This window comes from Sphingomonas phoenicis (assembly GCF_047238005.1).
Classification (GTDB): domain Bacteria; phylum Pseudomonadota; class Alphaproteobacteria; order Sphingomonadales; family Sphingomonadaceae; genus Sphingomonas.
Window position 1 is genome coordinate 80,231 of sequence record NZ_JBDFMC010000005.1, and the last position, 14,453, is coordinate 94,683.

Genomic DNA, 14,453 nt, shown 5'->3' on the forward strand with positions numbered 1-14,453 from the left:
CGATGCCCTACAACCCTCGCGTCGCGAACATCCCGGTCGCCGACTACGAGGCGCTGATGGCGATCGTCCGATCCGACCCGGCGGCGGCGCGGCCGCTGTCGGACGAAGACCGCTGGCGCCGGGATTACGAACGCGAGCAGCGGGCGATCCGCATCGCCGGATTCCAAGCGGACCTGTTCGGCGCCAGCGTCGTCACCCATTACCACCGGCACGCGCCCGGTCCCAAGGTCGACCGCCCACCCGAACCGGTCGACGCCAAGCTCGACCGCATCAAGGGCGATCGGCTCGCTACCTTCGGACCTCTTCGGGCTGACCGCCCCGCCTTCCTGTCCCGCGACGAACGCACCGCGATTGCTCGCGCGGCCGCGAACTGGCTGCGGGTTCGGCAACGCGTTCGCATTGTCGATGCGCCCGGCGCCGTCGACCCCGCCTTTGGCCCGGAGCGGTTTCTCGGCCGCGCTGGCGTCGTCTGGCGCCTTTGCTCCAGCACGTTCGATGATCGCTGCTACGTCTTTCTGGACCCGGTCGGAGGCGAGCGCACCCAGAAGATCACGATGGTCGAACTTCGCGACATCGAGCCGATCGCCTGAAGCTCGCGGGTGTCCCGACCTCCCGGCGATGCCCTGGACGTCTCCTTCGGGTGGGCCATCGCCGCGCAAAGGGCGCGCCGATGAGGGGCGCTTACGCGCCCTGCTCGGCCCGGAACGGGGCCGAGGAGAGGAGTGGGATGAAGAGGGGTGTCGAGGACGAGGGGTCCGAAGGCATCAGGAGTACGACATCATGAACATCGGTTCGATCAAGCAGAACGACGGCGGCATCTTCATGGGCCGCATCTCGACGCTGGCGGTTGCGATGACCATCGCGCTGAAGCCGGTGCAGTCGGCGAACCCGCGCGCGCCGCGGTACGAGATCCACGCGCTCACCCCGGGGCGGACCTGGGTGCAGGTCGGCGCGCTCTTCGAGCTGACCTCCAACAACACCGGCGAGGCGTTCCTGAACGGCCGCATCGACGACCCGTCGCTGCCGGCGCCGCTGCAGATCTCGGCGTTCCGCCAGGATGACGGCTCGTACAACGTCGTGTGGCAGCGCGCGCAGCGTCGCCGCGACGTGGGGGCGGCGCTGGGGGTCAAGGGCGAGGACGAGCTGGCCCCGCCGTTCGGTGCCGACGGCAGCCCGGTCGGCGACGCCGGCGAGGGCGCGGGCGCGGGCGCAGGCCCGGACGACGGCCTCGGCCAGACCACCGCCCCGGTCGAACCCGTCGCCTGACGCGCCCACGACGGTGCGGAATGGGGATCGCCTCTCGCGAGGCGGTCCCCTTTTCCTGTCCAGCCGCGCCGCCGCTTTACAGCGGCAGGCCGCAACCCTAAGTAGTTACGTCACTACCCACGGAGGCCGACGTGCAGCCCGCTACCTTCACCAGTCGCGACTTCAACCGCGAACCGAGCCGCATCAAGCGAGCCGCCAAGGAAGGGCCGGTGATCATCACCGAGCGCAGCCGGCCCGACCTGGTCGTCATGTCCTACGAGCGCTATGCCTCGCTCACCGGGAACGGGCGCTTTTTTCTCGACCGTATCGGGATGCCGGGCCTGTCTGACATCGAGCTGGACACCACGCTGCCGAAGGACCCGCCGCGCGCCGTGGACTTCAGCTGATGTTCCTCCTCGACACCAACGTGGTCTCCGAACTGCGGAAGGTGCCTGACGGACGCACCGATCCCGCTGTCGTCGCCTGGTTCTCCGCCGCGGACGAGAACCGGCTCTTCCTGTCGGTCGTCACGCTCATGGAGCTTGAAATGGGCATCGCGCGCCTGGATCGACGCGACCACGCCCAGGCCGACATGCTGCGCCGCTGGCTGCGGGACCATGTCCGCCCGGCCTTTGCCGATCGCATCCTGCCCATTACCAGCGAGATCGCGTCGCGCTGCGCGCTCCTCCATGTTCCCGATCCACGTCCACAGCAGGACGCCTGGCTCGCCGCGACCGCGCTGACGCACGGCCTCGGCATCGTGACCCGCAACGTCGCCGACTTTGCGGGCACGACCGCCACGATCATCAATCCCTGGGATCCCGTCGCCGGTTGACCGTCTCGCGGGCGAGCCGGACGCCGCCGATCACTGCTCGTAACGCACGACCGCTTCACCCGCTCGGGACCTGCGCCATGGCGCACGTCGCGCAACCCTGTTCGCCGGGCCGTGTTGCCGCGCGTCGCGCGGCTGCCCGCACCACCCCGGCGAACAGGGTTCCCCTCGACCCGGCTCCGCACTCGTGCGGGGCCGGATCGCGATGCGCTACCGTGCGCCTCGGCGCTTGATCGGTCCGGCGGGCGCAGCGATCGTCCCGCGCCAACGGAGTTCATCATGACCGCCATCTTCGTCTTCGGCAGCAATCTCGCAGGACGCCACGGCAAGGGCGCTGCCCTCTGGGCACGCCAGCACCGCGGCGCCGTCTACGGGCAGGGCATCGGCCTACAGGGCGCAAGCTACGCCATCCCGACCAAGGATGGATCGCTCCGCACCCTGCCGCTGACCTCGATCCGACGCCACGTCGACGACTTCGTCGCCTTCGCCCGGTCGCGCCCGGACCTGACGTTCCAGCTCACCCCGATCGGGTGCGGCCTGGCGGGATATGGTCACGCGCAGATCGCGCCGCTGTTCGCCGCCGCCCCGGCGAACGTGACGCTTCCCGCCGAGTTCGCCGGCCTCACCTGAGCCGGTCGCCCGCCGAAGGACGGCACATCGCTGTAGCCCCGGTCGACGGGCCAGGAACACACCCGTCGAGGCTCACCATCCCGCACCCACGGCCGCCACCGTCGCGGTCCCGCCCCCGTGCCGCACGCCGGTCCACGACGACGCCCAGGTCATTTCGATCCTTCGGGCGACGCAGGCGACCGCCTTCGCGAGACCCGCAGGCGTCCCCGCCGCGGAACTCGGCCACCTCGCCGCGCCGTTGCCGCCACTCACGACCCACCTTGTTCAGCTTGGGCCTGTCACCGGCGACACCGCCGGGTGGCGATGCTGGTGTCGCCGACCCGTCGCCGATCGCCCGGGGACGTGCGCCAGACGGCCGACGCGAGAGGTTCACGGCTGTTGCCCATCGAAGCCTCGGGGACCTTGGTGGCGCCGGCGGTATCCTCGCCGGGTCTCATGTCACCTGCGGACCGGCGCGGACCACCGCAACCGCTTTAGCGGGGCCGTGTTGCCGCGCTTCGCGCGGCTGCCCGCACCACCCCCGCGAAAGCGGTTCCCCTCCGCTGACGCTCCGGTGCGGTGGCCCACCCCGGCCCGCTTCTCGGTGACACCCGGCGGGGATACCGCCGGCCCCACCAAGGAGGCTTCGATGAACAACGTGAACCTCGCCGGCCGTCTGACCCGCGACCCCGAGCTGCGCCAGGCCGGCGACACCAGCATCGCCACGGTGTTCGTGGCGACCGATCGGCCCAAGCTGAACAAGGAGGGACGCTCCTACAAGGACGGCAACGGCTTCACCGTCAAGGAGACCGAGTTCCACAAGGTCACCTGCTTCAACGGTCTCGCCAAGGCGGTCGCCAGCGCCCGCAAGAAGGGTGACCTGGTCGTCGTCGAGGGTCGCCTCCACTACACCAAGTGGCAGGATCGCGACGGCAACGACCGCTACGGCTGCGAGATCATCGCCGACCGGGTCGAGTTCTACTGACCCGCTACGCGGGGCGGCACTGACGTGCCGCCCTTTCGGCGTGCTCCCAGAACATCCTCAAACCCGCAGTGCATTTGCACTGCGCTTTACGCCCGGAGATGGTCATGCACCAGCAATCGGACCTGTTCGATCCCGCCCCGTCGCATGGGCAAGAGCCTGAGCCTGAACCTGAGCCGACCGTCGTCGCCGAGCCGGTGCAACAGGTCGCCGCGCCGCTCGCGGCCCCGTGCGGCTTCCGGAACTGCCGAAACCAGCCCTGCCGCCGGTCGGCCTCGCGTCCGCTTCTCCTGGATGGCCTCCAGCTCGTCCATCGCGGCATACCCCTCCTGCTCTGCGACCCGCTGTGCTGGCGCGACGTCGATCCGACGACCACGCCTGCCGACACAGCCCAGGACGACCAACTCGCGGACCGGATCGACCCCGACGACCCCGGACAGGACGGTCCACCGGAATATGACGAATGGGCAGGTTGGGTGCGCGCCGATGATGATGGTTTCGGTGCGGTCGATCGGACTGGCTAAGATGCTGAAGAGGAGGGGAGGGGGGCGTTCCGCCTTGTGGGCGGAACCGGGCTCTAGTCGGCCCTGCGGGCCTCCCGGAGCCCCGCCGAGGCGGGTCTCCGCCCTGTCGGGTGACGATCCCTCGCCTGACGCCGTCCGGCCTCGCTCGGGCCGACAGCGGCATCGGTCGCGCCCTTCGGCGCTACCCTCGCCGCTTGGCAGCCGCGCGCCTGACGGCGCACGACTGCCGGCCCTCGCTCGATCCGGACGGCGTACCACCCCAAACCAATATATCTTTCTGTGAGTCCGAGTATGGCATGCGGGGTTGGCGAGCCGTCAAGGACGAGCGGTGCCCCCAATTTTCACGACCCCGCCACTCCGCTACGCTCCGCTCTGGGGCCGAGAAAATCGGCTCCCCCACTCGCGAGCGTTAACCGGGGTCCACGCCTGCAAGCAGGCGCGGCTTCCCGGTTAACGTCCCTGACGGCCCTGACCGCCGCATGCCGAATGAGAGACCTCACCAAGAAGAAGGTGAGAGTTCAACTCATGGAGGCTATCATGACCAAGTTCAGCAACTTCTCCGACCTCGCCCGCACGATCGCGGACACGCGCGCAATGCAGATCGCCGACGACACCCGGGCGGACGAGCGTACGCTGCGCACCTACGACGGTGCCTTCATCGAGAGCAGCGAGATGGCGAAGCTCAGCATCGTCGACGCCGCCGAGAAGCTGGAAATGCCCGATCCCGAGCAGGCGGCCGCCGCGGTCGACCTGATGATGCGGACCCTGTTCGACGTGTTCCGCGACACCCGGATGGAGGAGCACGCCGCCGACCTCGCCTGGGGCTTCGTCAACTCCTTCCACATGGTGGCCAAGCGCATCGAGGGCCGCGAGGACGACGCCGCCAAGAAGCTCGGCGAGATGGCCCGCGCGTTCGATCCGTCGGAGATCTACGCGACCGAGCTGGAGGAGACGCAGCTGCTCTGCCAGACCCTGGAGGGTTGCCGCGAAGCGCTGGAGTGCATGCGCGACCACGCCGGCGAGGTGTTCCGGGTCGAGACCGGACGGCCCTTCTCCACAACCCGCGGCAGCAAGGTGTCCTCGAAGCTCACCGCGTCGATGATCGAGGGCGCCGACTACCTCGCAGCGCGCGCCGCCAAGCGCCGGGCCGAGTACCACCCCGACGGCCCGGTTGTCGCCTTCTCGGGCGGAGCGAACTGGCACGACCACGAGACGCTGTACGAGCGGCTGGACCAGATCAAGCGCCGCATCCCGAACATGGTGCTGGTCACCACCGCCCAAATGAAGGGCTGCGATGCAATCGCGTCCGCATGGGCATCGTCGCGCGGGTGCAAGATCGTCCTGTTCCGCCTAGACCGGAAGCTCGGCAACCGCGCCGGCTTCGTCCGCAACGAGCGGATCACATCGCTGAACCCCGTCGAGGCGATCGTCTGCGAGGGGTCGGGCGTCCAGCTCGACTTCGCCCGCAAGCTCCGCAACGCCGGCGTCCCGCTCCACGTGTTCCGCGCGGCCGAGCAGCGTCCGCTGGCCATGGGCCGTCGCGCATAACAACGCTCTCGCAGGGGGCTCCGGGCAACCGGGGCCTCCTGCTCTCTTTCGTCACGCCGGGGCGGCGCTCCGGGGCATCGAGCCCCATCGCGCCGCATGGGACTGCGCTTCCGCGTTCCCCGGCTGGAGGGCGCGGACTGGCTTGCTCGCGTCGCGGTCGGCCCTGTCGGCCGACCGGCTTGCTACGCCTCGCCGGTGCGCGCCAGGACTCAGCCCGCACGGCTCGCTCGCGTCGTGGCAACCCCTTCGGGTTGCCCACTCGCTACGCCTCGCACGTGCCGCCCGCGCGACTGCCTGGCCAGCGGCGACACCGCTCGCTCGCGTCGCGGCCGGCCCTGCGGCCGACCAGCTCGCTACGCCTCGCCGGTGTCGGACCCACCTGCCCACGGACCCGCCTCAGCTCGCTCGCATCGCGGTCATCCCGGTGGGATGACCAGCTCGCTACGCCTCGCCGAGGCTGCCCCGGAGGACGCTTAACATCGCCGCTGCGGACAGCTCGCTCGCATCGTGGCAACCCTTCGGGATTGCCTACTCGCTACGCCTCGCGCGCCCGCCGCAACGCCGTGGTGGCAGCGCCTCGGCTCGCTCGCTTCGCGGCCATCCTTGAAGTATGGCCAGCTTGCTACGCTTCGCCGACGCGCGACCCAGCCACCCTCCAAACGGGCGCGGGACCAACTCGCTCGCGTCGTGGCAACCCCTCCGGGTTGCCTACTCGCTACGCCTCGCACGGTCCGTATGCCGCACCCTCGAAGCCCCGCATCGGCTCGCTCGCGACGCGATCATCCCCTTCGGGATGACCAGCTTGCTACGCCTCGCCGATGCGAACGCCGGCCGACCTAATGACACCCTCCGCCCCGGCTCGCTCGCATCGTGGCAATCCATCCGGATTGCCTACTCGCTACGCCTCGCGCGGGCCAGCGGCATGACGTGAACGCCACGATGGGGCTCAAGGCAACCCGGCCCTCACGGGCCACCCGGAGCCACCATGCCGAGGCATACCCCGCCAGAGAACAGGAGGAGCGGGGAGGGAGATCAGACAGGGAGTGCCCAGCATGTCCATCAGCTTCACCGCATCGGTATCGGCAGCAGCGATTGCCCCCGCGATCGCGGTCAACGTCCGCCATCTCGCCGCCTTCCGGGCGTTCGCGCGCGAGCGCGGCGAACGCTTCGGGGAGGAGGGGGACGCCTTCCTGGCCTACGACTTCGAAGCTCGCGTCTGTCCCTGGTCCCTCGCCAGCATCGCGGCGTTGTTCGACCAAGATACCGGCGTGATCGCCGTGGTGGAGGAGGCGCAGTTTCGCGGCCTGAATGTCCGCTTCTGGCGGGACGATGCCATGGGCCAGGTGATGATGGCCGTTGCTTCGTCGATCGACGGCTCCGCCGCGATCGACCTCAGCAACGACAATGCCTACGCCGTGCTCGACGCCCTTGGCATCGAACGCGATGTCTGCGGTCGGATCGCCGTCTCGGACCTTCGGTCCATCGTTCGCGATCCGGGGGTTCGGACCCGCCTGCATCATGACGGGCTCGGGCGGTACGCCGATCAGCTCGAACGACTGGCCACGGTCGAACGCAGCGAGGACGAGGTACACGTCGTCTGGGGCTAAAGCCTCCACCTGGGACGCACGTGTCGGGGGGCATCGGCGGTGCCGATGTCCCCCTTATTCATGCCTGAATGGTCCCCAGTGCGGCGGCTTGCCCGTGCTCGCCAAGAGCCGAAGGAGAGAGGCCCGCGAGCCTCTCCCCTCTTTCTGTCTGGATGGTCCTCAGTCCTGGACCCAAACCACCGCGACACTGGCTCGTTCACTTCGTCAGCCGCTTCTCGGCTTCCTCGACACCGAGCGTCTTGATCGCCTTCATCACGGCTTCGAACCTTGCGCCACCGGCCTTCATCAAGCCCGACTGATCGATCACCTTCAACCGTTCCGCACGCTCCCGCTCGTTGAGCCGTTTCTTCCGATCGGCGAGCCGCTGTTCCTCGGCCTCCAGCTGCTGCCGCTCCTGTTCGATGCTAAGCGCCATGACCCGTCTCTCCTTGCCTTCATAAGGCCTCCATCGCTGAGGATGACACCGCCTCAATCCGGCTTCAATAGCGAGCGTCGGTCCCCGTCCGATGGCCGGTCATCGAGGGTGTCTGGTCCGGCTTGATGCCGGACCATCGCCAGGATGCGGACCCTAGCTTTCAGCCGGGTCCTTGGGTGCGGGGATCGCTTCGCATTCCCCACGCCGACTGTCCGGGACTGCCTGCGGATGCAGTGCTCAACCGGTGACCCGAGCGATCGACAGCTCCCCCATCTCTCACAGACCAGAACCACCGAGGCAGTCCCTAGGATTCGCACACCGTATGCGGCGACCGCAAGGTTAAGTGACTGTAATCGCCTGGGTATCGCGGGCGATACCGGGTATCGTGGGCGATACCAACGCCACCCCCGGCCTAACCTACTGCTTTCGCCTGACTTTCCCGTATCCCGGGCGATACCAGAATAGGCTTGCGCGGACCCCCAGATTGCGCGATTGTAGCTATGCGAAAACCCCACCAGCCCTCGCCAACGACGAGGACTGGGATGACAGACCGACACCAGGTACTGACGCTCCGTTTGAACGGCGCGGACTGGAACGCCCTCGATAAGGTTGCGCTGAAGCACGGGTTCTCCCGAGCCGAAGCCGCGCGCGCCGCGCTGATGCAAGGCATCCGGTTCGCTGAAGCGGGGCACACCTTCAACGTCACCCGCGCGGTGCTCCTGCTGGAATACATGCAGGCGGCGATCGACGTCATCATCACCCGCGATCACGGCGACGTCGTCGCCGAGCTTCTCGAAGCCGCGAAGCAGCGGCTGGAGACCTACCATGCGTAGGAACGACATCCGTTTCAGCGGCCAGGCAGCCACGATCGAGCATCATTCGGCGCGCGGCCGGATCACCCGCAACGCGGACAATTTCACCCGCGGCTCGCAGCTCCTCTCCCACCAATACCAGATGACCTGGGCGGGGATCAAAATCCCGCTCTGGATCTGGGTCGGGACCTTCGTCGTCCTGTTCAACATCTTCGTCTGGCTCGGCCTCGACGACCACGAGTTCCAGCTCGATCTGATGCGCCTCTACTCGACCCTTTGGACATGGGTCGGTGCCGACAAATACCACCTCATCAACCTGACGCTTCCGAACGGAAGCGTGGCGCATGTGCCGATGGGCTACGTCCCATATCACCCCGCCGTGGCGGCAGCATGGGCGAAGACACTCCGCATCATCTGGGCCGGCCTGGTCGTGGCGACGATCGTCGCGGCGCCGATCATCATGTGGTTCATCACCTTCGCCAACAAACGCGGCAGCGACATCCTGAAAGAGCGCCACGAGCGGGGTGCCATGCTCGTGGAGCGTCCGGTCCTGCTGCGCGAGATCAAGGCCCACAACAACGACCAGTTCGAGAACGAATGCCGGTCGAGTGCGACGCCACGCAACCCGGCGATGGTCGCCCAGCTCAGCCTCCCCGACCGCGTCGAGCTGGGGATCCACACACCCTATTCGATTGCAGGCATCCCGTACCCGTGGCGCCTCGAGCAGAGCCACACGATGATGATCGGAACGACCGGCACCGGCAAGACGACTCAGCTGCGTTCGCTGGTCACCCAGCTCCGCAAGCGCAAGCACCGGGCCGTCATCTTCGACCTGACCGGCGCGTTCATGGAGGCGTTCTACAATCCCGAAACCGATATCGTCCTGAACCCCATGGACCAACGGTGCGCTCCTTGGACGCTGTTCGACGAGTGTCGCAACTACGCCGACTTCGTCTCCGCCGCCGCGGCGCTGATCCCGTCGCATCCGGACGACAAGGAGCCCTTCTGGCAGAACGCGGCGCGGATGCTGTTCATCGAGATGTGCATCAAGCTGCAGGAAGCCGGCGAGACCACGAACGCCGCCATCGCCCACCACCTCATGCAGGCCGATCTGAAGTCGATTCACGCCAAGCTGGAGGACACGGTGGCCGCGCCACTGACCACCGAGAAGGCGGCTCGCATGGCGGAGTCCATCCGATCCGTCCTCAACGTCAACGGACAGGCGATCCGTTTCATGCCGGACCCGGTCCCAGGCGGCCCGCCGGCCTTCTCCATCCGGAACTGGATCTCGACCCAGCACCGCGACGGCTCGATCATGTTCATCACCGGGAGCTACAACGACCTGGAGATGACGCGCGGCCTGTTCACCTTGTGGATGGACCTCGCCGTCAACAACCTCATGCGCCTGCCGAAGACCCGCGACCTACGGACCTGGTATCTCTTCGACGAGGTCCACGCACTCCACGCACTTCCCGCGATTGAGCACGGTCTCCAGAGCGCCCGAAACTACGGCGGGGCGTTCGTCCTCGGCATCCACTCGTTCGACAAGCTGGTCGCCACTTACGGGCTCCAGAACGCGACGGCACTGACCGGGCTCGCCCGGACCAAGCTCATCCTGGCGACCGCCGACCGCACCACCGCCGAGAAGTGCTCGGAGTTCATCGGCAGCCGAGAGGTCCGCCAGATGGATGAGGCCTACAGCTACGGCTATAACAACACCCGCGACGCCTCCACGCTCACCCCGCGCAAGGCGATCGAGCCACTGGTCATCCCGGACGACATCAACAACCTTCCGTCCCTCCACGGGTTCGTGAAGTTCCCCGACGGCTTCCCCGCCACGAGAATCGAGCTGCGGTGGAAGAACTATCCCGAGGTGGCCGTCGGCTTCGCGCCGCGACCCGAGTTCAAGCCGACCGAATATGTGTCGCCGGACGACCGGCGACGCAGGAACAATCGCGCGGAAGAGGGTGGCGAGGGAGGGACGGAGCACACGCCCAACCGGCCGCTGAACGGCGCTGAGCCGGTGATGGAGAGGCCCGAGCCGCAGCGGGTCAGGAGCGAGGCGGAGCAGGCGGCATCGGCGATCGAGATCATCCAGGCCCAGCCGATCGTCCAGCAGCCGGGGACGGCACCGGCCACCCCCGGGGAGCCCGCCTCGATCGTCGACGGGAAGAGCGCCACGACGCCGACGCAGCCAAGCGGCAACACCCCCGTCGCCCCCGGCGTCCGGGGCGGGATCGATGCCTCGCTGGGAGGGATGGGCAAGTCGGCGATCGGGGCGCGGTCCGGCTCGGACATGAGCGACCAGTCCCGGTCGGACGGCACCGCGAAAGGCGCGGCGCGTGGCGGCCAGACGCCCGGCGAGGACCGGCAGGAGGACCAGGTGATCCGCGAGCTGCGCGACGGCATCGCGCTCGATCCGAACGCGCATCATCACCGCGGCCACGACCATGATCACGGGCTCGACGACGGCTACGGAATGGGGGACTGATCCATGCTGTCGGTCGCCTCCGTCAAGTCCGCCTCGGGCGCGGCGAACTACTTCGCCAAGGACGACTACTACACCGCCGAGCACTCCTCCGAGGCGACCGCCTGGGGCGGGGTCGGCGCGGTCGACGCCGGGCTGAAAGGGGAGGTGACCAAGGAGGCGTTCGAGAAGACCCTGAACGGCGAGCTGCCGAGCGGCGAGAAGGTCGGGCAGGTCCAGAACCGGCAATCCGGCGTCGACCTCACCTTCTCCATGCCGAAATCCGCGAGCATCCTCGCCTATGTCGCCGGCGACGAGCGCGTGCTGGCCGCGCACATGACCGCGGTCAAGAACACCATGACCTGGGTCGAGGCGAAGTTTGCCGAAGGGCGCACCTACGAGCGCACGAAGTCCGGCGAGCCCGTGCGGACCGGCAACCTGGTCTACGCCCTGTTCCAGCACGACACGAGCCGGGCGCTCGACCCGCAGGGCCATATCCACGTCCTGATCGCGAACATGACCAAGATGGCCAACGGCGCGTGGCAGGCGCTCCACAACGGCCAGCTCTGGAAGAACAACACGACGATCGGCGCGGCCTACCACGCCCAGTTCCGGGCCGAGCTTGCCAAGCTCGGCTACGAGACCAGCGTCACCGGCAAGCACGGGCAGTTCGAGATCAACGGCGTGCCGAAGGCCGTGATCTACGCCTTCAGCCAGCGGCGCCAGGAGATCCTCGACCGGGCCGGCAAGCTTAACATCACCTCGCCCGAGGCGCTGCGCGAGGTCACCAAGCGGTCGCGCGACCCCAAGCTGAACGTCGAGGATCGACAGGTGCTGCGCGACGACTGGAAGGGTCGCGCGCGCGAACTCGGGTTCGACGGGAAGGCCCTCGTTGACGAGGCGAAGGCACGCGCAGGCAGCGACCGCCAGGACACGCGCGGTCAGACACTGGAACGCGCCCGCGAGACGATCGCCGGGATCGCGACCGTTCTCGGCGAGGTGTTCTCCGCCAAGGACCCGCTGGTGAGCAGCGGCCTCGAGCGGCTCCGCATCTCGGCCGTCGACATGCGCGCGCAGCACGCCGTCGCCTCCGCGATCCGGCACCATGCCCAGCGGGAGGCGGCCTTTTCCGTTCCGGAGGTCACCCAGACCGCCCTCAACTTCGGCCTGAAGGGCGTAACCGCCACCCATATCGACGCACGCGTGTCGCAGCTGATCCGCGACGAGAAGCTGATCCCGGGAAAGAACGACCGGATCGACGGCGTCGTCACCCACGTCACGACGCCCGACGCACTCGCGACCGAGCGTGGCATCATCGCGTCGATCGAGCACGGCAAGGGCTCCGTCGCGCCGATCGTGCCCGCCGACAAGGTGCTCGACCGCCTCCACGCCGCGTCCGGCGACAAGGAGCTCAACGCCGGACAGCTCGCGGCCGCCTCGCTCATCCTCACCTCGGCCGACCGCATCGTCGCCGTCCAGGGCGTCTCGGGCGCCGGCAAGTCGACCATGCTTTCCTCGGTCGCGCGCAACGCCGAGCAGGAGGGCCGCAAGGTGGTCGGCCTGGCGCTGATGAAGGCGACGGCCGACCGGCTGGGAGCGGAAACCGGCATCGAGACCCGGACGGTGTCCTCGTTCGTCCATAGCTACGCGAGCCATGCGCTGGCGGGGCGCGGGACCGGTTACGACGGCGCGCGCGCCGAACTCGCCGGCACGGTGCTGGTCCTCGACGAGGCGTCGATGGTCGGCAGCGACCAGATGAAGCACCTGGTCGGGATCGCGAACGCGCTCGGCGTCGACCGTTTCGCCCTGATCGGCGACCGCCAGCAGATCACCGCCGTCGACGCCGGCAAGGCGTTCGCCGTCGCCCAGGAGGGCGGCATCAGCATGGCGCGAATGGACGAGAACCTCCGGCAGCGCACCGAGCAGCTCCGCACCGTCGCGGCGCTGACCAACCGCGGCGCCGTGCGCGAGGCGATGCAGGTCTTGGGCGACAAGCTGATCGCCAATCCCGAGCACGTGAAGGCCGCGGCCGACCACTGGCTGAAGCTGACCCCCGAGGAGCGCGGCGCGACGGCGATGTTCTCCTCCGGCCGCAAGGCGCGCGCCGAGCTGAATATCCGGATCCAGGATGGCCTGGCCACCGAAGGCACCTTGAAGGGCGAAGGGGTCGAGCTGAGCGTCCTCGACAAGGTGAACCACACCCGCGAGGAGCTTCGCTACCCGCAGACCTACGAGGCGGGCCAGGTGGTGGATCTTCGCCACGCCATCCGCGAGCTCGGGCTTCCGCGCGGGACGTTCGAGGTGGTGGGCGTCGACGCCAAGGGCCGGGTCCAGGTCATGATTGGTAACCGCCTCCGAACCTTCGACCCGCAGCGCATCTCACCTCTCGACAAGACGGACGCCATGCAGCTCGCCCAGCGCGAGCAGATCAAGCTCCACGAAGGCGACAAGATCCGCTGGACCCAGAACGACAAGGAGCGCGGGCTGAACAACAACGAGGTCGCGCGCGTCCTCTCGGCCCATCGCAACGGGATCAAGGTCGAGAGCGCCGACGGCAAGGTCCACGAGCTAAAGCCGGGCGACCCGATGATGGAGCGCATCAGCCTCGCCTATGCCCTCAACATGCACGCGGCGCAGGGGGTCACCGCCGACACCGCTATCGCCGTCATGTCGCACAAGGAGAGCAACCTCTCCAACCAACGCCTTTTCAACGTCACCGTCACCCGCGTCCGTGACGACGTCCGGCTGTTCACCGACGACCGCGACAAGCTGACCTTCGCGATCGAGCGCAACGAGGGCAACAAGACATCCGCCCTCGAGACCGTAGGCGAGCTGTCGGTCGACCCGGGCAAGCACGGCAACAATGGCGAGCCGACCAAAGGCAGCGCCGGCGCGACCTTCAACCCGACCCTGCCGCCTGACCTCGACCGCGGCCCGGAGAAGCTTGGCGGCGCCGGCCCGCCGGCACCGGGCGGGGAGAGCGCTCCGGCCAAGCCCGACCTCCGCAACAACCCCTCGCTCGATCTCACCAGCATCCGAGTGAACGTCGAACCGAAAGGGCCGGACTTACCCTTCCCCGAAAAGGACATCGGACTGGAGCTATGAACATGCACGCAAAGCCGACCTGGGAGCAGGTCCTCACCGCCAAGCACTGGCATCCCTGCGACCTCGGCACGCACACGATCGCGCAGTGCAGCGCTGACGCGCGCCACCAGCACGCGGTGGCATGGGGGGCCGACGTGCTCTCGTTCTGCGCGGTGTATGCGGTCCTGATCGCCGTGGTACGCCCGATCGAGCGGGCACTCGCCCGAAAGCAGGCTGCGCCGCCGACGGTGACTGCGGCGTGAGCCTCGCCGGTCGCCCATATATGCGGGAGCGAGCGCCTCGGCAGCGCCCGACCCGGCTTTACTGC

14 protein-coding genes are annotated in these 14,453 nt (G+C 68.2%); 13 read left to right on the top strand and 1 reads right to left on the bottom strand.

Annotation, left to right across the window (positions count from 1 at the left end; all coding sequences use genetic code 11):
• Positions 1 to 2: 2 nt before the first annotated feature.
• The 9 genes from ABC319_RS19245 (at position 3) to ABC319_RS19285 (ending at position 7,347) form a co-directional block, all read left to right on the top strand.
• Positions 3 to 590: a hypothetical protein gene (locus ABC319_RS19245; protein ID WP_413071878.1), complete on the top strand. Its 588-nt coding sequence runs from the start codon at positions 3 to 5 to the stop codon at positions 588 to 590.
• A 190-nt stretch (positions 591 to 780) separates the two neighbouring features.
• Complete coding sequence (locus tag ABC319_RS19250; protein WP_413071879.1) at positions 781 to 1,266, top strand: DUF736 domain-containing protein; 486 nt, start codon at positions 781 to 783, stop codon at positions 1,264 to 1,266.
• 131 nt (positions 1,267 to 1,397) lie between these two features.
• On the top strand, positions 1,398 to 1,652 hold the full coding sequence (locus ABC319_RS19255) for a type II toxin-antitoxin system prevent-host-death family antitoxin (protein WP_413071880.1): 255 nt from the start codon (positions 1,398 to 1,400) through the stop codon (positions 1,650 to 1,652).
• Positions 1,652 to 2,080, top strand: a complete 429-nt coding sequence (locus ABC319_RS19260) for a type II toxin-antitoxin system VapC family toxin (RefSeq protein ID WP_413071881.1) — start codon at positions 1,652 to 1,654, stop codon at positions 2,078 to 2,080. The genes ABC319_RS19255 and ABC319_RS19260 overlap by 1 nt, the downstream gene beginning before the upstream one ends.
• Before the next feature lie 276 nt (positions 2,081 to 2,356).
• Entirely contained in the window at positions 2,357 to 2,707 is a 351-nt protein-coding gene (locus tag ABC319_RS19265; RefSeq protein WP_413071882.1) for an A1S_2505 family phage non-structural protein, read from the top strand.
• A 628-nt stretch (positions 2,708 to 3,335) separates the two neighbouring features.
• Entirely contained in the window at positions 3,336 to 3,671 is a 336-nt protein-coding gene (locus ABC319_RS19270; RefSeq protein WP_413071883.1) for a single-stranded DNA-binding protein, read from the top strand.
• 104 nt (positions 3,672 to 3,775) lie between these two features.
• Positions 3,776 to 4,192: a hypothetical protein gene (locus ABC319_RS19275; protein ID WP_413071884.1), complete on the top strand. Its 417-nt coding sequence runs from the start codon at positions 3,776 to 3,778 to the stop codon at positions 4,190 to 4,192.
• A gap of 537 nt (positions 4,193 to 4,729) precedes the next feature.
• Positions 4,730 to 5,740, top strand: coding sequence for a DUF2493 domain-containing protein (locus tag ABC319_RS19280; protein ID WP_413071885.1), 1,011 nt, complete (start codon positions 4,730 to 4,732; stop codon positions 5,738 to 5,740).
• Positions 5,741 to 6,792: 1,052 nt separating this feature from the next.
• Positions 6,793 to 7,347, top strand: coding sequence for a hypothetical protein (locus tag ABC319_RS19285; protein ID WP_413071886.1), 555 nt, complete (start codon positions 6,793 to 6,795; stop codon positions 7,345 to 7,347).
• Between the two features lie 196 nt (positions 7,348 to 7,543).
• Here ABC319_RS19285 and ABC319_RS19290 read toward each other — a convergent pair whose 3' ends face one another.
• Positions 7,544 to 7,762: a hypothetical protein gene (locus tag ABC319_RS19290; RefSeq protein WP_413071887.1), complete on the bottom strand. Its 219-nt coding sequence runs from the start codon at positions 7,760 to 7,762 to the stop codon at positions 7,544 to 7,546.
• Between the two features lie 575 nt (positions 7,763 to 8,337).
• Here ABC319_RS19290 and ABC319_RS19295 point away from each other — a divergent pair.
• Genes ABC319_RS19295 through ABC319_RS19310 form a run of 4 tightly spaced genes read left to right on the top strand, consistent with a single transcriptional unit; the run spans position 8,338 to position 14,388 of the window.
• The gene (locus tag ABC319_RS19295) at positions 8,338 to 8,595 is read left to right on the top strand and encodes a hypothetical protein (protein ID WP_413071888.1); all 258 of its coding nucleotides are present in this window, start codon (positions 8,338 to 8,340) and stop codon (positions 8,593 to 8,595) included.
• Positions 8,588 to 11,065, top strand: coding sequence for a type IV secretion system DNA-binding domain-containing protein (locus ABC319_RS19300; protein ID WP_413071889.1), 2,478 nt, complete (start codon positions 8,588 to 8,590; stop codon positions 11,063 to 11,065). The genes ABC319_RS19295 and ABC319_RS19300 overlap by 8 nt, the downstream gene beginning before the upstream one ends.
• Positions 11,066 to 11,068: 3 nt before the next feature.
• A complete protein-coding gene (gene mobF / locus ABC319_RS19305) occupies positions 11,069 to 14,146 on the top strand; it encodes a MobF family relaxase (RefSeq protein WP_413071890.1) in 3,078 nt (1,025 codons plus the stop codon).
• A gap of 2 nt (positions 14,147 to 14,148) precedes the next feature.
• Positions 14,149 to 14,388: a hypothetical protein gene (locus ABC319_RS19310; protein ID WP_413071891.1), complete on the top strand. Its 240-nt coding sequence runs from the start codon at positions 14,149 to 14,151 to the stop codon at positions 14,386 to 14,388.
• Positions 14,389 to 14,453 lie beyond the last annotated feature (65 nt).